This window comes from Caballeronia eucalypticola (assembly GCF_047608185.1).
Classification (GTDB): domain Bacteria; phylum Pseudomonadota; class Gammaproteobacteria; order Burkholderiales; family Burkholderiaceae; genus Caballeronia.
Genome location: NZ_JBLKRU010000047.1, coordinates 25999 through 49600 on the forward strand (window position 1 = coordinate 25999; position 23602 = coordinate 49600).

General features: G+C 59.2%; 18 protein-coding genes. 4 read left to right on the plus strand and 14 right to left on the minus strand.

Annotated features, from left to right (window positions below; translation table 11 throughout):
* The first annotated feature begins 34 nt into the window (after nt 1-34).
* Nucleotides 35-964, plus strand: coding sequence for a Gfo/Idh/MocA family protein (locus tag ACMX25_RS33550; protein ID WP_414954199.1), 930 nt, complete (start codon nt 35-37; stop codon nt 962-964).
* A 1039-nt stretch (nt 965-2003) separates the two neighbouring features.
* Here ACMX25_RS33550 and araH read toward each other — a convergent pair.
* From araH to ACMX25_RS33575, 5 genes are all read right to left on the minus strand, one after another.
* Nucleotides 2004-3008 (minus strand): L-arabinose ABC transporter permease AraH, encoded by a 1005-nt coding sequence (araH, locus tag ACMX25_RS33555; RefSeq protein ID WP_299717926.1) that lies wholly within the window; start codon nt 3006-3008, stop codon nt 2004-2006.
* 68 nt (nt 3009-3076) lie between these two features.
* Nucleotides 3077-4648, minus strand: a complete 1572-nt coding sequence (gene araG, locus ACMX25_RS33560; RefSeq protein WP_414954200.1) for an L-arabinose ABC transporter ATP-binding protein AraG — start codon at nt 4646-4648, stop codon at nt 3077-3079.
* A gap of 39 nt (nt 4649-4687) precedes the next feature.
* Nucleotides 4688-5692 (minus strand): arabinose ABC transporter substrate-binding protein, encoded by a 1005-nt coding sequence (locus ACMX25_RS33565; protein ID WP_414954201.1) that lies wholly within the window; start codon nt 5690-5692, stop codon nt 4688-4690.
* Between the two features lie 719 nt (nt 5693-6411).
* Nucleotides 6412-6660, minus strand: coding sequence for a hypothetical protein (locus ACMX25_RS33570; protein ID WP_414954202.1), 249 nt, complete (start codon nt 6658-6660; stop codon nt 6412-6414).
* Between the two features lie 29 nt (nt 6661-6689).
* On the minus strand, nt 6690-7187 hold the full coding sequence (locus ACMX25_RS33575; RefSeq protein ID WP_414954203.1) for a lecithin retinol acyltransferase family protein: 498 nt from the start codon (nt 7185-7187) through the stop codon (nt 6690-6692).
* A gap of 509 nt (nt 7188-7696) precedes the next feature.
* Between ACMX25_RS33575 and ACMX25_RS33580 the strand changes: the two genes are divergently transcribed.
* Nucleotides 7697-7990: a hypothetical protein gene (locus ACMX25_RS33580; protein WP_414954204.1), complete on the plus strand. Its 294-nt coding sequence runs from the start codon at nt 7697-7699 to the stop codon at nt 7988-7990.
* A 113-nt stretch (nt 7991-8103) separates the two neighbouring features.
* Entirely contained in the window at nt 8104-8883 is a 780-nt protein-coding gene (locus tag ACMX25_RS33585) for a PP2C family protein-serine/threonine phosphatase (RefSeq protein WP_414954205.1), read from the plus strand.
* Here the strand turns inward: ACMX25_RS33585 and ACMX25_RS33590 are convergent.
* The 9 genes from ACMX25_RS33590 to ACMX25_RS33630 form a co-directional block, all read right to left on the minus strand.
* On the minus strand, nt 8880-10169 hold the full coding sequence (locus tag ACMX25_RS33590; protein ID WP_414954206.1) for a sigma-54 interaction domain-containing protein: 1290 nt from the start codon (nt 10167-10169) through the stop codon (nt 8880-8882). The genes ACMX25_RS33585 and ACMX25_RS33590 overlap by 4 nt on opposite strands.
* On the minus strand, nt 10166-13225 hold the full coding sequence (locus ACMX25_RS33595; RefSeq protein ID WP_414954207.1) for a peptidase domain-containing ABC transporter: 3060 nt from the start codon (nt 13223-13225) through the stop codon (nt 10166-10168). The genes ACMX25_RS33590 and ACMX25_RS33595 overlap by 4 nt, the downstream gene beginning before the upstream one ends.
* Nucleotides 13226-13253: 28 nt before the next feature.
* Nucleotides 13254-14006, minus strand: coding sequence for a peptidylprolyl isomerase (locus tag ACMX25_RS33600; RefSeq protein WP_414954208.1), 753 nt, complete (start codon nt 14004-14006; stop codon nt 13254-13256).
* A 50-nt stretch (nt 14007-14056) separates the two neighbouring features.
* Nucleotides 14057-15430: an HlyD family efflux transporter periplasmic adaptor subunit gene (locus ACMX25_RS33605; RefSeq protein WP_414954209.1), complete on the minus strand. Its 1374-nt coding sequence runs from the start codon at nt 15428-15430 to the stop codon at nt 14057-14059.
* The gene (locus ACMX25_RS33610) at nt 15408-17930 is read right to left on the minus strand and encodes an FHA domain-containing protein (RefSeq protein WP_414954210.1); all 2523 of its coding nucleotides are present in this window, start codon (nt 17928-17930) and stop codon (nt 15408-15410) included. The genes ACMX25_RS33605 and ACMX25_RS33610 overlap by 23 nt, the downstream gene beginning before the upstream one ends.
* Nucleotides 17931-18180: 250 nt before the next feature.
* Nucleotides 18181-19731: an efflux transporter outer membrane subunit gene (locus ACMX25_RS33615; RefSeq protein ID WP_414954220.1), complete on the minus strand. Its 1551-nt coding sequence runs from the start codon at nt 19729-19731 to the stop codon at nt 18181-18183.
* 97 nt (nt 19732-19828) lie between these two features.
* Nucleotides 19829-20095: a hypothetical protein gene (locus ACMX25_RS33620; protein ID WP_414954211.1), complete on the minus strand. Its 267-nt coding sequence runs from the start codon at nt 20093-20095 to the stop codon at nt 19829-19831.
* Between the two features lie 275 nt (nt 20096-20370).
* Nucleotides 20371-20811: a DUF4399 domain-containing protein gene (locus ACMX25_RS33625; protein ID WP_414954212.1), complete on the minus strand. Its 441-nt coding sequence runs from the start codon at nt 20809-20811 to the stop codon at nt 20371-20373.
* Between the two features lie 26 nt (nt 20812-20837).
* Nucleotides 20838-21233 carry a DUF4399 domain-containing protein gene (locus ACMX25_RS33630; protein ID WP_414954221.1) on the minus strand — a complete coding sequence of 132 codons (396 nt, stop codon included), beginning with the start codon at nt 21231-21233 and terminating at the stop codon, nt 20838-20840.
* 493 nt (nt 21234-21726) lie between these two features.
* Between ACMX25_RS33630 and ACMX25_RS33635 the strand changes: the two genes are divergently transcribed.
* Nucleotides 21727-23592, plus strand: a complete 1866-nt coding sequence (locus ACMX25_RS33635) for an SUMF1/EgtB/PvdO family nonheme iron enzyme (protein ID WP_414954213.1) — start codon at nt 21727-21729, stop codon at nt 23590-23592.
* Nucleotides 23593-23602: the final 10 nt, after the last annotated feature.

The following is a 23602-nucleotide window of genomic DNA, read 5'->3' on the forward strand; positions in this document are numbered from 1 at the left end:
ACCATATCAACGAAGCTTTCTTTAAGGTTTAACCATGACAGAGCAAGTTGCGATAGGCATTGCCGGTGTCGGCAAGATCGCTCGCGATCAGCATTTACCCGCTATTGCCGGTAACTCCCGGTTCAAGCTCATTGCGGGCGCGAGCCGGAACGCGCGGGTTGACGGGGTCAACAATTACCAGAATGTCGAGGACATGCTGGCGGCCGAGCCGCTCATGCAAGCGGTGTCGCTCTGCGCGCCGCCGCAAGTGCGTTTCTCCCAGGCGCGTGCGGCGCTTGAAGCAGGCAAACATGTGATGCTTGAGAAACCACCGGGCGCGAGCGTGACTGAAGTGACGGTGCTCGCCGAACTCGCGCGGCAAAACCAATGCACGTTGTTTGCGTCGTGGCATTCGCGTCATGCGCCGGGTGTTGAAACTGCGCGTGCGTGGTTGGCCGGCAAAGAGATTACGGCGGTGAATGTCTTGTGGAAAGAGGATGTGCGCCGCTGGCATCCGGGTCAGGACTGGATCTGGCAACCGGGTGGGCTGGGTGTGTTTGACCCGGGTATTAATGCCTTATCGATCATCACGCGGATCTTGCCGCATGCGTTTTTCCTGAAGTCGGCGGAGTTGTTTGTTCCGGCGAACCGACACAATCCGATTGCTGCGAATCTTGATTTCAGCGACGCGCTTGGCACGCCGATCCGCGCGGAATTTGATTGGCGATTTGGTCCGCAAGAGTTGTGGCAGATCGAGGTGACTACACGCGATGGTGTCTTGCATCTGGCTCAGGGCGGGAAGTTTTTGAAGATCGATGGACAGGTGAAGGACATCGGACCGGAGAGGGAATATCCGAGCCTTTATGATCGGTTCTTCGAGTTGATCTCGACCGGGGCTAGTGATGTTGATGTGAGTCCGCTGCAGCATGTCGCCGATGCGATGTTGCTTGGGGGGCGGCACGAGGTTGAGGCGTTTGAAGAATAGAACGGGGTTTTCGTTCGCACTCGGGGGGAGGTTCTGAGGGTAGCGGTCGGGTTCAATGCCGGGTTGCTGCTTTTTAGGTCTTCGCGGGTTTTACGTTAGCTGTTTTCTTTATCACTATTAGCCACTGCGCGTGGCGGCGCGTCATTTCTTTTTCCAAAGCGAAAAAGAAACGAAGCAAAGAAAACGCTTTCACCGCTCTACCCTAAGTGTCCACAGCGTGCAGTTCCATTTCATGGGTGCCCCAAAAGCACGGTGCTCGCCAGAGCTTAGGATGTTTGAACCCCTCCTTCTCGCGAATCCTGACAGTAAAACGCTTCGCCCCGTACGTCTCGGGCTAGCACCGGAGCCCCACGAACCGGTACGGCGCCACGCATACTTGAGGTGCCGGTCTTGGTAGCTTGGTTGAACAGTCTTTGCCGAAGAGGTCGCATGTCCAGCGTTGCGGATCACAGATTGATGTGCATTTATTGCTTCAATTTTTGGTGAGTTGGCTGGTGAATCGCATGGACGTTTTCGTGGGGTACGGCCTTACGTGTTTGGCTGGCCATTTTCTTATTGGTTGGCGAAGTGGTTCGTCATGCATATAAATTCGGTGATTGGTTTTCCGCGGATAGCGCGCGGTGCTCCTTGGGCGGGTTCAGTCGCTAGTGCTAGCCCGAGAGCGTACGGGGCGAAGCGTTTTACTGTCAGGATTCGCGAGAAGGAGGGTTTCAACCATCCGTGGCTCTGGCGAGCACCGTGCTTTTGGGGCACCCATGAATAGAAACTGCACGCTGTGGACACTTAGGGTAGAGCGGTGAAAGCGTTTTCTTTGCTTCGTTTCTTTGTCGCTTTGGACAAAGAAATGACGCGCCGCCACGCGCAGTGGCTAATAGTGATAAAGAAATCAGCTAACACCGAACCCGCAAAAACCTGGAAAGCAGCAACCCGGCAATGACCCCGACCGCTAACGCAGATCCCGTGCAACCCGGCATTGAACCCGACCGCTAACGCCAGAACCTAGCATCCCGGCACCAATCCCCCCAAGTGCGAACGAAAATCAAGCGACTCGTTTGCTCCTCCGATACTGATCGAACAGCACGGCCAACAGCAAAATCCCACCGCGAATCAGATACTGATAAAACGTCGGTACATTCATGAGACTCATTGCGTCCTGCACCGAGCCCATGATCAACACCCCGACCAGCACGCCAGAAATAGTAGCCACGCCGCCCGTCAGCGAAACGCCGCCCAGCACGCACGCTGAAATCACGCCCAACTCCAGCCCGACCGAAGTCTTGGGGTCGCCCAAACTCATCCTCGATGCCAGCATGACGCCCGCAAACCCGGTCACAAGCCCCTGCAGCACGAACACCGTGATCTTGATGCGCATCACCGGCAACCCGGCCAGCAGCGCCGCTTCGCTATTGCCACCAACGGCCAGCACATTCTTCCCGAACACCGTCTTCTTCAACAGGAAACCGAATATCACGAATCCAACAATATTCGACCAGATAGGAAACGAGATCCCCAGAAACGAACCACCACCCAAATCGAAGAAACGCTCTTCGGAAATCATCACCGCGTCGCCATTCGACGTGATGTAAGCCAGCCCCCGCACCACTTCCATCATGGCCAGCGTGACGATCAGCGAATTGATCTTCCAGCGCGCAATCAACACGCCGTTCACCAGCCCGACCGCGCCGCCTGCCAGCACACCGCCCGCTATGCCGAGCGTCACGCTATGCGTGCTCGTAATCAGCGTCGACGCCACCACCCCGGCAAACGCCACGATGGACGCCACCGACAAATCCACCTCACCCAGCGCCAGCACGAACATCATGGTGACGGAAATGGAGCCGATCAGCGTGACCGACAACAGCAAGCCCTGGATGTTGCGCGAGCTGATGAAATCCGGCACGGTAAAGGACAACGTCGCGAACAAGATCACGAACACCATGACGATGCCCGACTTGTTGATGAGGTCCCAGGTCCGCGCGGCACGCGCACGAGCGCCCGTGCTTTCGGCAGGATTCGACTGATTGGTGACTGGAGTGATTTGCATAATGTCTCTTTCGTTCGCCACGCGCTGATACGCGCCGCGGGTAGTCTCTGATGTAACCGTACGTGCTATCAGCCGGGAAGCGCGAGCTTGATCAAGTGATCCGGCGTGGCCTGCGCCTTGGGCAAGTTGCCAACTATCTTTCCTTCGCGCATCACCATCACGCGATCCGCCACGCCAATCACTTCGGCCAGATCGCTCGACACCACGATGACTGTTCGCCCGGCTTCCGCGAGCGCATACAGCAGGCCATAAATCTCGCTGCGCGCACCGACATCGATACCGCGTGTAGGCTCATCCATCAGGAACACATCGATCTCTTCCGCGAGCCACCGCGAGAGAATGACCTTCTGCTGATTGCCGCCTGAGAGCGTGCCAATCGGCGTGTTGCCATTGCGTGTCTTGATCGCAAGCTTCGCAATATAGTCAGTGGTAGTCGACGCTTCCTTGCGGTTGTTCAGAATGTTGAACGGGCTGAAATGCCGCCGGCAACTCATGTTCAGGTTGTCGGATACTGAAGCAATCGCGACAATGCCCTCTTGCTTACGGTCCTCCGGGCACAGCGCCACGCCGGCACGAACCGCGTCGCGCGGCGACCTGAACTTGCGTTTCGAACCCTTGAGGACGATCTGCCCGGATACGGGTTTCACCGCGCCGTAAATCAGCTTCATCAGCTCAGAACGTCCAGCGCCAACGAGCCCGAAGAACCCGACTATCTCGCCTTTGCGCACGCTGAACGAGGCTGGCTCCGCAAGGCCCGGTCCCATCAGTTCCTGGACATCGAGTTGCACCTCGCCTATCTCGCGCGTGCGGTATCCGTACACATCGTGAATCGAGCGCCCGACCATGCAACTGATCAAGCGGTCGCGCTCGAGTCCATCGACTTCCTCGAATGTCTCGATACGACGGCCATCCCGAAACACCGTCACGCGATCGCAAAGCGCATACACCTCATCCATCCGATGCGTGACATAGATAATCGCGCGCCCTTCTTCCTTCAGCGCGCGGATGATCTTGAACAATTGCTCCGTCTCACGCGACGATAGCGAACTAGTAGGTTCATCGAACGCAATCACGCGGGCGTTGCGCATCAACGCCTTGCCGATCTCGATCATCTGCCGCTGCCCGATCGACAAATGCTTGACCTGCATATTCGGATCGATCTTTTCTCCCAGGCGGTCAAGCTCGCTGATCGCGCGCTTGACCAAGGCCTTTTCATCGAGCACGCCGAAGCGGCTTGGCATTGCACCAAGCATCAGGTTCTCGGCCACGGTCAGTTCCGGAACAAGATGCAGTTCCTGATAAATGATCGCAACGCCTGCTTCAATAGCTGCTTTAGTGGTCGTGAACTGCTGCTCCACGCCGTCCAGCGACAAGCTGCCGCCACTCGTTGAATTGACGCCCGAAAGCACCTTCAGCAAAGTGGATTTGCCCGCGCCGTTCTCGCCCATCAACCCGTGGACTTCACCGGGGCGCACGTCCAGCGACACGGAGTCGAGCGCAAGCACGCCGGGGAAACGCACGGTGATGTTATCGAGCAAAAGATAAGGCGCGGCCGTAGCCACTGCGGTATCCGTCATTGGGCGTTCCTCGTTGAAAACTAAATCGGGGCGTGGTCCTGGTCGACGGTCATCGACCCTCATTGACCCTCATTGACCAGGACCACGCCCGTCGCGAAACGCTCAGATACCCAATTCCTTGCGCACGTCCTGCCAGTTGCTGCGAACCATCAGCTTGCCCGTGGTCTGTGTATCGGCCGGCGGCGTCTTGCCAGACTTGATCCAGTCGACGAGGTTCTGCGTGCTGTCCTTGCCGTGGTTCGTCGAACTCACTGCGATGGTGCCGAAGAAGCCAGTGGGTTCCTTCTTCTGGAACTCGGCGAACGCTTCGCCCGCGCCGTTGATACCGACGCCGATCACATCGGCTGACGCAATATGCAGTTGTTCAGTCGCGCGCACAGCGCCCAGAACGGTCTCTTCATTGATCGCGAAGATCACCCATTTCTTGATGTTCGGATGCTGCGACAACACCGGCGATGCCGCATTGAAACCGCCTTCGTCATCCGTCGTCTTTTGCGGGGCATCGAAGATATTTTCTTTCTTGAAGCCACCAGCCAACAGCGTCTCCGTCGCGCCATCCGTACGTTGCTTAGCGGTGGGCAGTTCGTAATCCGTGATGCGCAATGCGCCTACTTCTTCAGGTTTCCAGCCACGCTTTTTCATTTCATCGGAGATGGCGGTGCCTACCTGATTGCCGATCTTGAACGCGGACATGCCAAGGTGCGGCACGTTCGGCAACGGCTTGCCCGTTGAGTCGACAAGCTGGTCATCGACCGTCACGAATTTCATGTTGTAGCGTTTTGCACGAGCCTGAATTGCCGGTCCGAGGCGCACGTCGGGCGCGCAGATCACGAAGCCCTGAGCGCCTTGCGCGCCGAGATTATCGATAGCGGACAGCACCTTCTCACCGTCCGGCGTACCAATGTTCACCACCGAGAATTTTTCCTTCTGCCCGAGTGCCGTCGCCGCTTTTTGCTCGTTGATGAACCATGCCTGTTCCGGCATCTTGACGAGGAAACCTACCTTCAAGGGCTCGTCGGCGTGAGCGGACATTTGCGAGGCGAACGGAATGCCAAGCGTGGCGGCAGCAATAGCGGACAGGGTCAAACGGCGAATCTTGTGATTCATGGTGGCGTCTCCGGGTGTGGAATAAAGGCTGCATGGCTTGGGTGTTCTGCAGCGGGCGCAGGCTTGCAGCCCGTTCGCCCTTCTTGCCTTACAGCGGGTGCTGCTGGTCAATCTTCAGCCCGCGCCAAGCCGCTGGACAGGCGGTTTGGCAGCATGGTTTGTCGAGCTTGTTCGTTGCGGCGCTTACGCTCGCGCGCTTGAAATCCCGCGTGCATCTCCGTGATTCCGTGCGCCGGGCAAATGCTGTTTCGACGGCAAGCGATAGCACGTCGACACAGTCGTCAACGGCCTCACCGGGAGCGAGAGAATGAGTAGAAAGGTACACGGTTGCGCTCGTTGCGCGGCCACCGCCGATGGTTCGCTTGAATAGCGGGGGAACGTGCGATTGGCGTTTCATTGAAGCGGTGATGTCTCAAAATTTTAATATTCGAGTGCATCTTAAGGAAGCGGCCGATTCCTTTCCAATCAGATTTTCAGCGATGCCGATATCAAATTCGGTATACCCACGACTCGTTGCGCGACAGAAAGGCCTAAAGCAGCGATAAACCCCGGATTGCAGCACTAAAAGCGTGCGCCGCTCCTACACTTTGGGATAACGCGCGACCAAGTCGTTGTAACTAGCGCCTTGCCCTAGATCCGCTTAGCCGGAACCAGTGAGCCGCTTAGGGAAAACACTTGCCGCAGTGCATCAGTCTTCTCTAGTGCAAACGCACGACACATCACATTGCCAAACATCGCGGGCTCATTGTCATGCGCGTAGCTTCGGGCGGAAACACTTGCCACGATCCGTCATCGTGACGAAAGAAGAACAACGCTAGTACACCGCTCGGCCGGAGCGCTTCCACGCGGACATAGCGAATATGGTTCGCCGGCATGCGGCACAGGCGTATCTCGCGTACCGGCGTGCCGGGTGTTGGCGCGAGCCATTTGTCGACTATCCGGCGCAGTGAATCACGTTGCGTATTCATGATGTTTCTCCTCAATGACATGAACAGGTTTATGCGACGAGCAGGTCGTCACGACCCCTTGTGTTGATCCAGCCTTTAAACATTGCGATTGCCACGCGGTAAGCGAGACCTGGATGAGAGAGACAGGCCTCGACTTGCGAGCTGCGGTTCTCGCCGAAAAGTACCCAGGCGCAGAGGTGTTCGCAGTTGTTGCTAAGCAGCCGATAACGGTCTTCACCCAGCCTTGAGCGAACCCGGCGAACTGCAACGTCTCCGATGTACATCGGCATGGCGTGGACGCGAATGCGAATCTCCCGACCTGCGCCGAAGCGGTCGAGCGTGGTCTCTTCAATCGGACCGCGATGCAGCGATCCCGCGAAGCCGGCGTAGTGCACAACGCGCCCATTGCCTACATAGATGCCGTGATGTTCGTAGCCCGAGCGTTGCGTCACGAGGTGAGCACCGGGAGCAAGTTCGCTGTCGATGGCGACATCCGGAATGGAGCGGCCGAGTCGAGCGCAGAGCCTGGATGATTGATTGCCCGACATGACCGGTTTCTCCTTGAAGGGTGGAGGCCGGGTGTTGCAACGGGGTGTTGCAAGTAAGCCGGCGGTTGATCAAGTCATTGCATCAACCGGGCCAATGCATGCATCGCCTTGTGTGACAAGGCACAGAGGAAAATGAAGAGGTTTGAGGCAGCTGGAAGACAGTGAGAGACCCAACACTTTTTCGATCGATATGTTGGATCAAACCCATCACCAAGCGCTCAATGGGAAAACGATCCGGGCATCACACGTCTATGCGTTCCGACGATCGCTTGCCCTACAGGTGTTGGTCTTGCGACGACTAAAACAACTCCACTTGTTGGTGCCGAACCATCGAGACGCAACGACCGAAGACCACGCGCGTTCCGCGCAATACAACGCAAACGCATGCGCTAAAAGGCGCAGCGCGAAACGCATCCCGGCAGCCGCGCTTTCGGCATGCGCCTTGCATGAAGAAGCGCGTCTACTTCTCACCGTCCTCACTAATCGCGCAAGACCACCGGAGCCTCACCATGACCGCACTCGCCATTGAAGACATTCCCTGTGACCTCACGCTCGATCGTAAAGCGATGACCTGCATCCACGGCGGCAACGGCCCTGGGAGTTGGGTGTTCGGCTGGGTGGTGCCTTTCATCGATTCACACCCCTCGTCCGCGATGCCGGTCGTGAACCTGTACGAAACGACCAACAACTTCTATGCTGAACAGATGCTCAATCAGTTCCAGACCACCAATGTGAATAACACCGGTTCGAATTCGAACGTCTCGGTCAACCCGAACGAGCACAGCCTCAACCACGCTGGCTGAACGGCAACGAAACCACGCGCACGGAAGCACACACGAAGCACCCGGTTCTGACTCGCCATTCACGCGGCAACGCTTCGGAGCAGAAGCGCGCCGCTGCAGACATCGGAGGTCTCATGAGTAACACCGGTGAGTTTCGATGGACATCGGCCGCCCGCACGGACACAGGTCTCGTGCGCGAGGTCAATGAAGACGCCTGCCTCGAAATGCCCGAACACGGACTGTGGGCCGTCGCCGACGGCATGGGCGGCCACGCGGTTGGCAATGTCGCGAGCCAGATGGTGATCGACCGGCTGGAGCGCTCATCGGCGACCGGCACACCCATCCCGCTCGACGAGCGCATGCGTGAAGCGCGCGAGAGGCTCATGGCGGTCAATGCGGACTTGCGCTCGGAAGCCGCGCGACGGCAAGTGCGGCGGATCGGCAGCACGGTCGTCATGCTGGTGGCGAGCGAGCGGTCTTGCGGGTATCTGTGGGCGGGCGACAGCCGGCTTTATCTTTGCCGGCAGGGTGCCCTGCGACAGTTGACGCGCGATCATAGCCAGGTCGAAGAACTCAAGGCACGCGGCCAGATCAGCCCGGAGGAGGCGCTGCATCATCCGGGCAAACACTTGATCACGCGCGCTGTCGGCGCAATGGACACGCTCGAACTCGATGCTGACCGTATCGATCTGCATGACGGTGACATCTTCCTGCTCTGCAGCGACGGATTGAGCAACGAGCTCAGCGACGAGGAGATGGGCGGCGTCCTGACATCAGGGGATTGCCGGCAAGCGGTAGCGCGGCTGCTTGAACTTGCCCTGCAGCGCGGCGGACGCGACAACATATCGGTGGTCGTGGCGCAGGCCGAGGATATTTTCTGCCTCGATAAAACGCAGATCAATCCAACCCTCTAGTGATCCTTGTCCTTCGCAGCGGGCGCCGCGTGATTACGAAAATCCTTCGAATGCAGCCCGTGCTTCTTCAGCAGCATCTGCACATGCGAGCGATTCATCTCGAAGCGCCGCGCCAGTTCCGCCACCGTCCCGCCCACTTCGTGCAGGCCACGTTCGAGAAAAGCGCGCTCCGCTTCATCACTGGCCGTGCGTTTGGCGTCGCTGAGAGAAACCGCGCTTGCGGCCAAACCGCTCATTGCAGAGGTTGAACTGCCGGGACGGATATCGACGGGAAGATGCTCTATGTCCGCCGTTTCCGGTGCGAGGCAGACGATCCGGTAGACCAGGTTTCTCAATTCGCGAATGTTGCCCGGGTAGTCGTAGGTCCGCAGGAACTCGCGCAGCCTGAGCGTCATCTTCACCGGCTGACGCTTGAGCGTTGCTGCGGCTTCGTCGCCGAAATAAGCGAGCAGCAACGCGATTTCATCGCGTCGCTCGCGCAATGGCGGCAAGGTCAAGTGGATCACACTGAGCCGATAAAACAGGTCCTCGCGAAAGCGCCCCTCCTCGCTCATGCGCCGCAGGTTGCGATTCGTTGCGGCCACAATCCGCGTATCGACCGCAATGGGCTCATCCGATCCCACGCGCTGGATTTCATGCGCTTCGAGTACGCGCAGAAGCTTGACCTGTCCCGCAAGCGGCAACTCACCGATTTCATCCAGGAAAATAGTGCCCGTATGCGCGCTCTCGAATTTTCCCTTCCGATCACTCGACGCGCCGGTGAACGCGCCCTTCTTGTGCCCAAATAGTTCGGACTCCAGCAGGTTGTCCGGAATCGCGCCGCAATTCACCGATATATACGGCCTGTCCGCACGCGCGCCGTTCGCATGAATCACCTTCGCCATTAGTTCCTTTCCCGTTCCGCTCTCCCCGTCCACCAGCACCGGCAGATCGGTCGGCGCGGCCTTCTCGGCAATCTCCAGAGCCTCCAGCAGCTTGGGGTTATCGCCGAAAGTGCCTTCAAATATGAAGCTTCGCGCGAGCAACGCCTCGCGGCGCCCGCGCGGCGATCCGGCCACACGCTGCGGCTCAGCGACGGCCGCCTGGACGAAACGCTCCCTGTGCGACAACTGCATGACCTCGTCGCGCAGCACGCTCGCCTGCCTCAGCAGCTTCTCGATTTCCGGCCGCTCCATGCGCGACGTCCAGCGTAATGTGGAGCGAAGAATTTCGATCTTTTCGAGCAGACCGGCGTACGAAGTCGCGGGGCTGGCCGGCAGGTCTTCGATATCGTCGAGTATCTTCATGCTGCGCTCAGTTGTTTTTGCACGAGTTGGTAGTACATGCCCTTGCGCGCGACGAGTTCGTCGTGGCGTCCCTGTTCGACGATCGCGCCTTCGTACAACACGAGGATCTTGTCAGCACGCATGATCGTGCTGAGTCGGTGGGCGATGATCACGGCCGTGCGTCCCTTCAGGATCTCCTGCATGTTGCCGAGGATATTGCTTTCCGATTGGGTATCGAGCGCGGAGGTCGCTTCGTCGAAAACGAGAAGGCGTGGATCGTGGTACAGCGCGCGTGCGATGCAGAGCCGCTGGATCTGGCCGCCCGACAAACCCACGCCGCGTTCGCCCACGATCTGCTCATAACCCAATGGCATCTTGCTGATGAACGCGTGGGCATCGGCCATCTTCGCGGCCTCTTCAATACGCCGGCGGTCGGGCGCTTCGTCGCCGCTCGCCACGTTCTCCGCTATCGTCCCGGAGAACAGCAGGTTGCTCTGCATGACATAGCCGATCTGCGCGCGGTACACGCTTTTATCGATCACGTTCAGGTCGTAGCCGTCGACCATCATCTTGCCTTCGGTAGGCGTGTAGAAACCAACGAGCAGCTTCGCGAGCGTAGTCTTCCCCGAACCGCTGCGGCCCACGATTGCTATCAGTTCACCCGGCTTGATCTCGAAACTGATGTTCTCCAGCACGTACTCCGTGTCATTGCCGTCATAGCGAAAATACACGTTGTTCAGGCTGATCTCGCCTTGCAGGTCCGGCAGCATGATGCGCGACGGCAGATCCTCCGGCTTCTGTTCCGGCTCCATGTCGAGCACATCGCCTAATCGCTCCATGGCGACGCCCGCGTCGTTGAGCAGGCTCCACAGGCCGATCAATCCCATCAGCGGCGTCAGCACGCTCCCCATGAACGCGTTGAACGCAATCAGTTGGCCGATGGTCATCTCGTGCGTCAAGACCATGTTCGCGCCGACCCAGAGAATCGCGATCGTGGTCGCGGCGTTCAACATCTGGCTGCCGAGCGACACCGCAATATTGAACGCCTGCGCGCGATACTGGACCTCCAGTGACTTGGCGTATTTCTTTTCCCATTTCAGCCGCACGGTCCGCTCGATACCCATCCCCTTGATGGTCTCCACGCCGCCCAGCGCTTCCATCAGGAACGACTTCGATTCAGTCGACGCGGAGAAAACCTCGCGTGCGTAGTTCTTGATCTTCGGCGTGGCGAGCGCGGTCAGCGCCATGATCGGAATCACAAAACCGATCAGCAGCAAGGTCATCTTCACGTTGTAGAGAAACATGATCGTGAAGTAGATGAAGACCATCAGCAAGTTCAGCGCGGTCGTGACGGTCGACTCCGTGAGGAACGCGCGGATTGTATGGTTCTCCTGGAAGCGCGCAAAAATATCGCCGGTCTTGCGTTTGGCAAAGAAAGAGAATGGCAGCGACAGTGTATGGCGGAAGAACTGCGACATCATCGCGAAGTCCATGTTGCGGACCATGAAGTTCGCAAGGTACGCGCGAATAGTCGACATCAACTGCGAGAACAGGTTGGAGATGATCAACCCGGCAATCAGCAAATGCAGCAGCCCGACGTTCTGATGAACGATGACCCCGTCGAGAATATTCTGGATGATCAGCGGAGGAATCACGCCGAGCACCTGGATCACGAACGTCGCGAGGAAAAGGTGCGCCAGGATCTTCTTGTACGGTTTCAGGTAGCCGACAAACCGGACCCACGGCGAACGGCTGACGGCGGCTTGCGCGAGTTCGGGTGGCGCTGTGAACAGCAGACATGTGCCGCTCCAGCCGCGCTCGAACTCCTCTACATCCATCTTGCGAAAGCCCACCGCCGGGTCAGCGACCCATACCTGGTTCCTCGATATGCCGTACACCACCACGTAGTGATATCCCTCCCAGTGGACAATGAACGGCAGTTCGAAACCGCGCAGTGATTCGAAAGTGCATTGAACGCCACGCGTGGTAAAGCCCAGCACTTCTCCTGCTCGCGCGAGACTGTCGAGCGTCGCGCCCTGAGTCGTGACGTTGGCAAGTTCGCGAAGCTTGCCGAGCGTCATGGAGATCTCGTAGTGCTTGCAGATCATTGCCAGGCTGGCCGCGCCGCAATCCATTTCCTCTGCTTGCTGCACCCATGCGAAGCGGCGTATCACGCGCTCGCCCAACTCCGGTTTCGAGTGGAGGTCGAGCATGGCTGGCAACGAGCGTCGTTCCTCCAGCTTTTTCTGGCGTTGCAACTCGCGCTCGGTAAACCGCATGCGGTCCTCCAGCACTTCACGCAGCTTCGGGTTGCGTTCAAGCACGAGGTGCACGGTTTTCTCTGGAACGACCAGAAGCCGCGTATCCACGTTCGCGATGACCGTTGCCTGCTGCTCCTGCCGCAACAAGCAAGCCTTCTCGCCGAACACCTCGCCTGCTCTCAAGGTCGCAAGCAGATATTCGTTAGCGCCCTCCGTGCGCACGATCCGTACTTCGCCCTGCCTAACCACGTACAGCCGCCGGTCATCACGCGCGTCCTGATGGATGATCTCCTTGCCCGCAGCCACCCGCTTCACGCCGACGCTGCGCACCGACGCCTCCAGCTCGGCCTTGTCGATCTTGCCCCGCAGGTCGAAGAGTTTCGCGACAAAACCGCCGGCCGAACTGATTGCAACATAGCTCGTGACGAACGCGAGCGCCGCCGGATTACTCGCCACGATCGGCTCGATCACGCGGCGCGGAATAAACAGCAATTCCGTCTTCCCCGACGAACGCACCGACGACTCATGCCGGTACTCGCGCAACATGGCGATGTCCGCGAACACTTCGCGTTCGCGGCGCACGCCCATGCTGATTTCCTTGCCGTTCTCCTCCGTAAAGATCCGCACCGATCCGGCCTTGATCACGAACAGTCCGTCCGCCGCGTCACCCGCGTTGCAGACGGTCTCCCCGAATGCATGAAACCGCGTCTCCGCGTGCTCGGCTAGCTGATCGATTTCCTGTGCCGTAAACGGCGACAGGATCTCCACGGTCGCCAGGAATGCGGCCAGGGAATCGAGTTTCTGCGGTACGTCCATGTGCTCGCCTCCTCTCGTTCGCGACGCCCTAGCGTGCTTCGATAATGTGTTCCTGCGCCCGCGCCTGCAGCCATTGCTCGCGCAACAAGCGGCGAATTTCCGACGCGACATCCGCATCCAGCTCAGCCGGACGTTTCGCCGTCACTGCAAAGATTTCGTACGCGGTGCTGTCGGGCGTGGGGAACGGTCCGAGCAGGTCGCCGGCCGACGCATTGAACACCTTGGCTTCAATCTCGGGCGCGAGCGACCCGCGCAACACCTTGCCAAGCACGCCGCCCCGGTCGCGGGTATCGGCAATCGAATGTTCTCGCGCCATCTCCGTAAAGCTGTCGGGATCGTCCTGCAAGTAGGAGATCATTTCCTTCGCCTGACTCGGTGTTTCAAGCACGATATGACTGATTTCCACGCTGTCGAACCGCGGTGAGTTCAGCTTGAAAAATGCCTCCACGTCGGCGTCACCACCAATCTGTTCGAGCATCTTCTCCTGATAGAGCGTGTCCGTGATGAACGCCTCGAACTCGTCCAGGTTCACGCCTAGCGCATCGAGATAACGGTTCATGTCGGCGGCGCGATGCAGGCCGCGCACGCGCCTGAACTGATCGGCGCGCATCTGGATCTCAGCATCGGACACGTCTACGTGCTGCTTCTTCGCGGCGCGCACGGTGAGCTTGTCACGCACGAGTTGCTCGACAAGTCCCTCGAATTGTCCGGTCAGTTTCAACACCCGGATGAACTCATCGGCATCGACGACTTCATCGTCTATTCGCACAATCGCCGTCATTTTTTTATGCCCCTTTTAAACATGAAAGCAGTCGATGGGCACGGGCACCGTCAGCCCGCCACTTGCCGGAACGGATCAAGACCAAGATCGATCAGCCGCCGCTCGCGTACCACGATCTCAGCGGTCGCCGTCATGCCATAGCGCAGCGGGTAGCGCGTATCCGCCACCTGGTAATAGTCACGGGCGAGCGTGACGCGTCCTTCGTAGACCGGCTGTCTCGTTTCCGGTGACGGTTTCGTCGCCGGCGAGATGAACTCGAGCGTTCCGCCGATCACTCCATAGCGCTGATATGGAAACGCATTGAACTTGAGCTTGACCGTCTGCCCCTCGCGCAGGAAAGCGCGATCATGTTCGGCGATCGCGATCTTCAACACCGGCCGCGCGTCCTTGGGTGCGATGCCCCCCAGCGGCGTATTGGCCTGGATCTTGTCGCCGGGTTGCGTCGACGTGACGTCCGTGATTACACCCGACACCGGCGCCAGGATTAGCAGGAAGTTATCCTTATCAATATTTTCGAAACGGATACGGTCCGCCGCTTCTGCAACGAGTCTCGCGGTCTGCAATTGCAGCCGCAGCTTGTCGCCCGCGCTCGCGATTTCCCGCATGGCCGATTCGTATTGCAGCTTCAGGCTGATCGATTCCTGGCCGCTGGTTTCAAGCTGCGCTTTCGCCTGGGAGAATTCGTGGCTCAGGCGGAAATCGAGTTCCGTGAGTTTCGACTGAGCAATGCGGGTCGCGTTATCCGCTTCCATATAAGCGTTGCGTTTGCTTTCGACCTGGATCTCCGAGACCCCGCCACCGCCCGGCAACGCCAACAGCCGGGCGTAGCGGTCCAGCTCCTGCTTTGCAGCGTCACGGGTGCGCCGGGCGCTATCGAGCTCGGTGCGGGCTTCCACAAGTTGCGCTTTCTGTCCCTCTGCCAGCTTGCTCGTTCCTTCGGCCACGCGGGTCTGATGCAAGTGCTCTTCCACTTCCATCTGGTCTTTCAGCGCCGCCGCCTTACGCTCCATCAAGAGCTTTTTCTCCGGGAATTCTTTCCAGTCGCGCTCGGCGTCATCGAGTTTTAATTGCGCTTCCAGCGCGTTGGTCGCGGCCTGGATCGCACCGCGTGCGTTGAGTCGTGCAACCACGTCGTCTTTCGAAACCGGCTGTCCTTCCGCGATATAAACATCGGCCAGCTCGCCGTCTATGGGTGCATAGAAACGGCGTACTTCCGACTCGGGCGAGAGCGTGCCCTGCGCCGTGACAATCACGTCAGCGCGGCCAACGAACGACCATATGAGCCCGCTCACGACCAGCGCGACCATCGTATAGATTAATGCCTGCGTCAACCGCGCCGGCTCCGCCACCAGGATGGATATACCCTCCACGCTGTGGTCGCCAAGCGATTCGGCAAAGGATTTAAGGCGCGCGTCGTTCTTCACCGTTCGCTCCTTTGTTAGCGTTCTTGTCGTAATCGATCAGCGCCAGCTTTGCGCTGAGAATCCCGGGGTCCAGTACCGAACTCAACTGAACCAGCGAGCGCCGCTGCAAGTCCACTTCCGCGCTTATTTCGGCGAGCAGCTTGTCAGCGAACGCACTACGGTCAGCCTTCAATTGATGGAGGAGCTGCGCGGCGCGTTGCGCGCCTGACCACGCGTCGGTGAGCAGCTTCGCCTGCTTCCTGAAGGTATCGGAGAGGCCTGTTTCAAGCCGCTGGTCCCCGCCGATAGCCCCGTTGGTCCTGTATTGCGTCCACGCTGTCTGCGCCCGGCTGAGCCCGTCGTCCGCTCGCGCAAGCGCCTTCTGCCTGAGCGCGGTGAGATCCGGCTGGATCGCGTTGACGAACCAGGCGTCCGCGGCGAGATCAAGTGATTCGTAGAACGACAGCACCCGGTCGTCGTAGCCCTGCGCCCCGCGCGACTTCTGCAGGTCCGCGAACTGACTCGCCACCGCCTGCTTGTGCGCGAGCTCGGTGCTGACGGCGTCGGCCCAGGGGCCGCCCGCCATGGATCGAAGTCCCGCGATAGCCGTCTCCGTCTTGCCGTTGTTCCATGCATTCGATACCGCCAGATAGCGCTGCACGACATCCGGCGCAGGCAGAGCCTTCGCATCGAGCTGATGCTGCTGCGCCTGAAACGGCGGCGTGGTAAAGCGCGCTTTCTGCATGGCGTCGATCATCGGACCAAGCTGACGCGACTGGAGGACATGCTCGAGCGCCAGGTATTGCCGGAGGTCGTCCTGCACATGATCGAGGCCCGCCAGGCGCGGGTATTTGTCGGCGTAATCAGCTATCTCGCCGCTTAGCGCGTCGGGATCGCCGCCCGGCGCCAATGCTTTGTCGATACTCGCCTTGAGGCGCTCGATGGCCGCGAGGTAAACGGAGTCGTCGCTTTCGAGCTTGCGCAGATGACTGAGCGCAATGGCGTACAGGTCCCTGAACGCCGGCACCGTCGATGCGATCCGGTCCAGCCGCCGTTGATGACCGCTGGGGTCACTCTCCCACTGCTTCAGCAGCTCGGTCATGCGGTTCTCATCGGCGTAGATACGGATAGGAGCATCCGCCTTCTCGCGGCTCGCCATGAACGTTTCAAGCCGTCCGATCCATGCGATCTCATCGACGAGAAAGCGCGCATCGGCATTCGTCGCGGCCAACGTGTTCATCTGCGAGACGACGGAGTGGGCGGCGTCGAAACTTCGATGTTTCAGTCGATCGAGCCAGTCCGGCACATACCCTTTAAGCAGCGCTTCGGTGCCCAGGACCATCGCCTGTGGATCGTTTGGATGCTTGCCTAGATAAGTATTAGCGACTACCACCGCGTGGCGATAATCACCGTGCTCAACCATGCTCTTAAGATTTCGCTCCGCCGTGCCGCTGAAATAAAGCGCGCTGCCGATCGCGATCATTGCTGCGACGAATGCGAGGCCGATGAAGATCACCCGGCGCTTCATCGGACGATCGCCGCCAAATGCCGCGCTCAGGTCGGAGACAAAGCGCACAAATTTGTTGCGAGAGCGGCGGCGGGCTGGAGCACGCGCGTCGGGCAATGGCTCGCGGTTGATCTCATCCTCGGACGGTTGGCCCTGATCGACGCAAAAGATATCCAGGAACGAATGCGCCGTTGCGATGAACGTCGTCTTGTCCAGATCGTCTAGTGGGCTTTGAGCGACTGCGCCGGTTGCGGTCGTCGTAGCGGCGCTGGTGGTCGTAGCTGCATCCGATTCGGCTTCTCGCCGCAGGCTCACGATATACGCGAAGTGGTTACCGCCAAACGCAAGCGATGCACCATCTTGAAGCGGCACTGCCGTTTCACCCAGCCGTTTTCCGTCGACGAATGTGCCGTTGGTGCTGCCGAGATCCTCGACGAACGGCACGCCCGCCTTCATGAAAATATGCGCGTGCCGCCGTGACACATAGTTAACCTGATGAGGATAACGGTCACTGTATTGCGCAAACGTCTCGTCTGCCTTGCTGACGAGGAACGGGAACTCCATGAGTTCGACCGGATGCAACCCAAGATCGCCGCGCTCCGGCGTCAGCGTAATATGTACAGGCTGAGACGTGTATGCCCGCGAGGCGGCGCGCGGTTCCATCCGCGCCCGGAAGGCGAGTTTTCCGCCGAAACCGATCACGTCGCCGCTGTGAATCCGCGCGGGTTTATCGCGCAGCAGCACGCCGTTCACTGTCGTGCCGTTCTTGCTGCCGAGGTCCGCTGCGTACGCCGCGCCGTTTTCGATAAAGATCCGCGCATGACGCCTCGACAACTGAGCCACCGCGTCGGTTTCATAAGCGACGAAAGGCGCTTCAAACCGCCCGACTGCGAACAAATCTTCGTCAATACGAATGACACCGGCCGCGGGGCAGGCCTCGGGCTCGAGCAAGAGATCGAAGGCCTTGTGCAGCATCGGCCCGGCCTCGGCAACGGAAGCTTCCCCTTGAGCCATGGGTCCACATCTCGAAGGACGTTCATCACACTATGAGCGCAGCGCGATAAACCCGCGCACTCCTGCCGATGAACCGTGTTGGACGAAACCGCGTTGAAAGCGGTGACGCCATGAAGTGTAAGTCACGCTCTGCGGTAGTCAATGATTCAGCAACACATCTGTCGCAAGAGAACTAACACTTTGCATTCCGAACATTGGTTTTGGCCGATGTGAGCTATTGCCCTAAAAAAATTGGCCGCGTCACGTGGGCTTAGTTCGTTACTCCCTTACTTGCGGCAAGTACAGCATGTGTATCGGACGAGGACGAGGACGAGGACGTAGCGGTCTGGTCACTTGCCTGATCGGTCTTCTGCACGTCAACCGACGGCCATCCGCCGCCCAGCGACTTATAGAGGGTCACCGTATCGGAGAGCAGTTGCTGATGGTTTTCAAGCAACGCCAATTCCGCCGCGAGCAACGTACGTTCGGTCTCGAAGACTTCGAGTTGCGACACCACGCCTTCCTTGAGTTGCGCTTCAATCTGAGCCGCCACCACTTGCAGGTGATCCACTTGTTCCTGCAGTTCGGTGCGTTGCTTCGTATGTGCGTCGAGGTTGACCAGCGCGTTCTCCACCTCTTCGAACGCTCCCATCACGGTGCGCCGATACTGCTGCTCGACCACGACCGTCTGCGCCTCGGTCGTCTTCACATGCGCCCTGACGCTTGGGTCCAGCAGCGGAATATTGATGCTGGGCATGAAGCTGAACGTGAAGGACTTCAATAGATCTGTTAGAGCAAAACTCGCCGTGCCGCCCCGGCCCGTGAGACTGATGGTCGGCAACTGCGCGAGCTTCGTCTGGCCCACGACGTCATACGCTTCCAGCACGCGATATTCGGCCGCCACGACATCGGGCCGCCGCGCCATCAATTGCGCCGGCAAGCCCGCCGGCACCACGGGAATCTGCACGCGCTTCTCGAGCTGCCCCGACGGCACGGTGAATTCACCGGCCGGGACACCGATCAATGTAGCGAGCGCGTTGTTCGCCAGATCGCGGGCGCGATGCAATTCGAGCAGGTCTTTGGTCATGCGATTAATTTCCGCACGCTGCTGCAAAACCTGTGTGTTCGGCACGAGGCCATTCTTGGCCATGCCTTCGTAAATAGTGAGGATCTGCTTGTTGGCGCGCAGCGTTTTTTGCTGCTGGTCGATCTGGTCATCGAACTGAAGAATCTCGAAGTAGGTCGTCGAGACATCGGACACCAGCGTGAGATAGCCCGCGCGCCAATCCGCTTCCGACGCACGATATTCGGCCTTCTGCGCCTGTACGCCCTTCTCGACCGCGCCCCAGATGTCGATGTCCCAGTTCACCTGCGTGGCCACGTTGTATTGCTTGGAGAAATCTTGCCGCGTGGTTTTATCGAACTCCGCGCCAGCGCCTAAATCCGCGGTAGGCAGCGCACCGGCACGCGCTTCGTTGATCTGTCCGCCGGCGACCGATACGCGCGCCGCAAGGATCTTGATATCGAAATTGTTCGCAATGGCCCGGCTGACGAGGGAGTCGAGATACGGGTCGTGGAATTGGTTCCACCAGTCGAGGGTGATGGTGTCGGCCGGTGAGACCAGCGACTTGGCCGTTTGCGACCACGTGGTCTTGGCCGGCGTATCCGGACGCTTGTAGTCCGGCACGTTCACATCGATGCAACCACTGAGAAGTGTCGTGCAGGCAAGTATCGGAAGTACCGCGCGCACGAACAGGCAACGCGCAACACCCAGAGATGAAGACTCGGCAGCACGGCCCTGCAACCCGCGCGATGGCGACATGACTTGCATGATCTCACTCCGGGGAAATTGATTGCGGCGAGGTTAAAACCGGTGCGGCAGCAAAGGCCGGACGGCCTTTGCTGCCTGCGCCTGATGATCAAAAGTTGACCGTGTTGTGGTTGCTGGCGGTTTGCGTCGGCTTGACCGTCGACGAAATGCCGCTTGCAAACGCAACGTTGTTGCCGTTGTTGTTGATCGTGTTTTGCGTCTGGCTGATCAACTGCTCTGCGCCAAACGAGAGGCTGGTCATCGAGCTGTTATAGCTCGGCCAGAAGCCCGGCAGGTTGCCGCCGCGTACGGCCGACATGGCGCGGCTGTCGAGTTCTTCGGTGACGGACAGGTCTTTGATGGAAAGTGATTTCATGGCAGTTCTCCTAAAGGTTAAGCCAGGTGGCTTTAGAGGTTGGTGAGCATCATGTCTGCTCGCTGGACACTAATGCATGGCGCATGCCAGGCGTGACCAATGAATTGGCCCGAGGCGTTCTGAGCTTTACTGGAAAAGGATTTGCGCGATTAATTCACGGCGGCTGAGGTGGCCGCTCGCGAGTCATCCGGCAGTCGCGTGATGGGCCATAACCAACGCTTGCTCGGTGAACTGTTGGTTCACCCGCGACACTCGCTGCGCGTGAACCTGCCCGATCATTTAACGTAGATCGTGATCTTCTTCGAATAGACGGGAGGATTGTGCGGAACGTGCGCGGCGTCGCCCATTAGCAACTGCAGGGTGTGCTTGCCCGGGGGCAACTCGAGTGTGGTCTCTGTTTCGCCTGCGCCAAAATGCAGGTGCTGACGGTCGGAAGGAATCTCATCGTCGAACGACGAGGGCAGGTCCGTGTCGATCAGCAAATGATGGTGACCCGTATTCGGATACTTCACGCCTCGCGGGGCAACGCCCATGTATCGCAACCCGAACCACACGCGAAATGGCTTGCCCGCCGGAAGCGTCTGACCATTGTTCGGATAGCCGATATACGCGTAGGCATCGGCCGGAGCGGGAGTGGGACCGGCCAGCGCGGCCCCTGATATCAGCGAGATCGAGACCGAGATTGCAGCTATTGCGACAGTGCAAGATTTCTTCATGGCACACCCCCTTAATCTGCAGCCTGTCATTTCACGGTGATCGTGATCTTCTTCGAATAGATCGGGGGATCATGCGGCACGTGGTTGTAGTCCCCCATGAGCAACTGCAACGTGTGCTTGCCGGGCGGCAACTCAAGCCGGGCATCGGTTTCGCCCGCACCGTAATGCAGATGTTGGCGATCTGAGGGAATTGGCTCGTCGAACGGAGGCAACTCCGTATCGATCAGCAAATGATGGTGACCTACATTGGGAATGTTGACGCCCTTCGGACACACGCCCATGTTGCGCAGGCCCATGCGGACCCAAAGTTTTCCGCCCGTGATCACCGCGCCGTCGGGCGGCCAGATGATAAAGGCCTCCGCGCCAGGAGGCGACGGCGTGCGCGTAGCCGGGAACGAGCGCGACGGCATGAGCACCGTCATGAAAGCGAGCACGCCGAGGAAGGTTCTTCTTAGCATTTTCGTATTCTCCCGAGCCTAATGCACGTTATGCACGCTACGCACGTTTTTCTCCTAGCTAGCTTAGGACGTAATCCGATAAAAAGACATACTTCGAGGGAGCGCAATTCGGCCGTTTTACAGGCACGGTACGACCAATTATTTATTCTGAATCGGCATAATACTTAGGTATCCGTCCTTAATCGGAAAAATGGATTCGTTATAAAAGGCCAATTCCCGGGCTAATCACGACACGTTGCATCGTTACGCCGTCTCGACCACGTTGATATGAAGTAGTTGCGTGCTATGGTTGGTTGTGATGCTCGCCCATCGGACGGACGAATTCTGCGTGAGAGGAGTTCCCTCCCGCGGATCATGCGGCTCTGGCGCGGCTCCTTGACTTTACGGAGGCCGTCCAATACCGGCACGGGGTGTTTTCATGTGGCGAAGACTCATACGAAGAATCAGACGACGACTCATGTGGGGAAACATTTGGCTCGCGGTCCTGCTTGGAGCGGTTGCGTTCAGCGACGCCGCTAGTGAACAGAATGGCGGGGCGCATCCGCGCCGTCTTGCGCTGGTCATCGGCAATGGGAACTATGACGACCATCCGCTCGCCAACGCCACGCGCGACGCAACGGTGGCCGGGGAGATGCTGAACCGGCTCGGCTTCGAGGTCATGACGTACTCGAACCTCGATCGCGCACACATGAACGAAGCAGTTCAGGAGTTCAACAAACGGCTTGCTGCAGGCGGTGTCGGGCTGCTCTATTTCGCCGGACATGCGATGCAGGTCGGCAAGTCAACGTTGCTGCTGCCGGTCGACGCGCAGGGGTCGCCCGAGGCGCCGATCACCCAGGGTATCGACTTGAATAGCATTACTGCGGGCATGTCGGCGCCCCGCGTCGATCAACTCAATCTGGTCGTGCTCGATACCTGTCTGAACAATCCCTATGACCCGGTCAATGTCAGCATGGTCGAGCCGCCTTCGCGGACGATCGTGGCGTACGCGACCGCACCCGGTGCCTACGCGGCCGATGGCACGCGGCATGGCACGTACACCGCGGCGTTGTTGAACGCGATCAACCAGCCGGGACGAAGTATTGAAGACGTGCTGCACGATGTGGCGCGATCAGTGAGCCTTGCAACGCAGGGGCAGCAGGTACCGTGGATGATGGCGGGACCCGCCACGGCAACAGACGGATTCCAGTTCGCTTCAGCTGGCGGACGAGCGGACCGCAGCAGCATGACGATGCCTGAGACCATCGTCGCGTATCAAAGCCGGGGAATTCTCCCTAAAGACAGCAATGAACAATACGAGCTCACGTTCTGGGACTCGATCAAGGACAGCATTTACCCGAGCGATTACGAAGCCTATTTGAAGGCCTATCCTAACGGGCGCTTCGCCACGCTCGCCCACGCCCGTATCGACCGGCTCCGCGCGGCGGCCTCTGCTCCGAAGGCGCAACCACCTGCTCAGGCCGAGCATGCGCGCGCAGCCAGCTCGCCTGCCTCGCCTATCACAGCCGTGCCGCCCGCACCCGCGCCTGCGGAAAAAGCGGCCGTTTCCCCGCCGCCAGCAGCTACGCCTTCTCCTGCTCCAGCCGTCAAGACAGCCGCGTCCGCCACCGGCGAGATCAAGGACTGCGCCACATGCCCGGCGCTGGTCTCGTTACCGGGCGGCACCTTCGAAATGGGCAGTAACTCCGACGATCCCGCCGAACGCCCTGCGCATAAAGTCAGCATCGGCCGGCCATTTGCGATCGGCAAATACGAAGTGACCATCGAACAGTGGAACGCCTGCGCGGATGCAAACGGATGCCCGCACGTCGATATAGAAGGCAACGCCGCGAAATCTGCGCCGATGCGCAATCTAAGCTGGGACGACACGCAGGCCTACGTCAAATGGCTGACCAAGACGACCGGCAAGACGTATCGCCTGCCGGCAGAAGCCGAGTGGGAATATGCCGCTCGCGGCGGCACGACCACAAACTACTGGTGGGGCAACGAGATGCGCAAGGGTTACGCCGACTGCAAGGACTGCGGCGAGCCGTGGCGCAAGGATAGTCCAGTGAACGTGGGCTCGTTCACGCCCAATCCCTTCGGACTGTTCGACATGAACGGCAGCGTGTGGGAATGGGTCGGCGACTGCTGGCACAGCACGTACAAGGGCGCGCCGGCGGACGGCCGTGTATGGGATGAAGCGGGCTGCCCGGTGCGTGTCATCCGCGGCGGCTCGTGGCCCGACGGCGCCGCCTACATGCAGTCGTCCACGCGCTTCAAATACAGCGCCAGCGTGCGGCAATCGCAGAACGGCATGCGCGTCGCACGCGACATGAAATAACGCGGCCCAG

Excerpts from the sequence above, each read along its gene's own strand:
- ACMX25_RS33550 (WP_414954199.1), top strand. The coding sequence starts at position 35 with ATGACAGAGCAAGTTGCGATAGGCATTGCCGGTGTCGGCAAGATCGCT.
- araH (WP_299717926.1), bottom strand. The coding sequence starts at position 3,008 with ATGCAAATCACTCCAGTCACCAATCAGTCGAATCCTGCCGAAAGCACG.
- araG (WP_414954200.1), bottom strand. The coding sequence starts at position 4,648 with ATGAGGGTCGATGACCGTCGACCAGGACCACGCCCCGATTTAGTTTTC.
- ACMX25_RS33565 (WP_414954201.1), bottom strand. The coding sequence starts at position 5,692 with ATGAATCACAAGATTCGCCGTTTGACCCTGTCCGCTATTGCTGCCGCC.
- ACMX25_RS33570 (WP_414954202.1), bottom strand. The coding sequence starts at position 6,660 with ATGAATACGCAACGTGATTCACTGCGCCGGATAGTCGACAAATGGCTC.
- ACMX25_RS33575 (WP_414954203.1), bottom strand. The coding sequence starts at position 7,187 with ATGTCGGGCAATCAATCATCCAGGCTCTGCGCTCGACTCGGCCGCTCC.
- ACMX25_RS33580 (WP_414954204.1), top strand. The coding sequence starts at position 7,697 with ATGACCGCACTCGCCATTGAAGACATTCCCTGTGACCTCACGCTCGAT.
- ACMX25_RS33585 (WP_414954205.1), top strand. The coding sequence starts at position 8,104 with ATGAGTAACACCGGTGAGTTTCGATGGACATCGGCCGCCCGCACGGAC.
- ACMX25_RS33590 (WP_414954206.1), bottom strand. The coding sequence starts at position 10,169 with ATGAAGATACTCGACGATATCGAAGACCTGCCGGCCAGCCCCGCGACT.
- ACMX25_RS33595 (WP_414954207.1), bottom strand. The coding sequence starts at position 13,225 with ATGGACGTACCGCAGAAACTCGATTCCCTGGCCGCATTCCTGGCGACC.
- ACMX25_RS33600 (WP_414954208.1), bottom strand. The coding sequence starts at position 14,006 with ATGACGGCGATTGTGCGAATAGACGATGAAGTCGTCGATGCCGATGAG.
- ACMX25_RS33610 (WP_414954210.1), bottom strand. The coding sequence starts at position 17,930 with ATGGCTCAAGGGGAAGCTTCCGTTGCCGAGGCCGGGCCGATGCTGCAC.
- ACMX25_RS33615 (WP_414954220.1), bottom strand. The coding sequence starts at position 19,731 with ATGTCGCCATCGCGCGGGTTGCAGGGCCGTGCTGCCGAGTCTTCATCT.
- ACMX25_RS33620 (WP_414954211.1), bottom strand. The coding sequence starts at position 20,095 with ATGAAATCACTTTCCATCAAAGACCTGTCCGTCACCGAAGAACTCGAC.
- ACMX25_RS33625 (WP_414954212.1), bottom strand. The coding sequence starts at position 20,811 with ATGAAGAAATCTTGCACTGTCGCAATAGCTGCAATCTCGGTCTCGATC.
- ACMX25_RS33630 (WP_414954221.1), bottom strand. The coding sequence starts at position 21,233 with ATGACGGTGCTCATGCCGTCGCGCTCGTTCCCGGCTACGCGCACGCCG.
- ACMX25_RS33635 (WP_414954213.1), top strand. The coding sequence starts at position 21,727 with ATGTGGGGAAACATTTGGCTCGCGGTCCTGCTTGGAGCGGTTGCGTTC.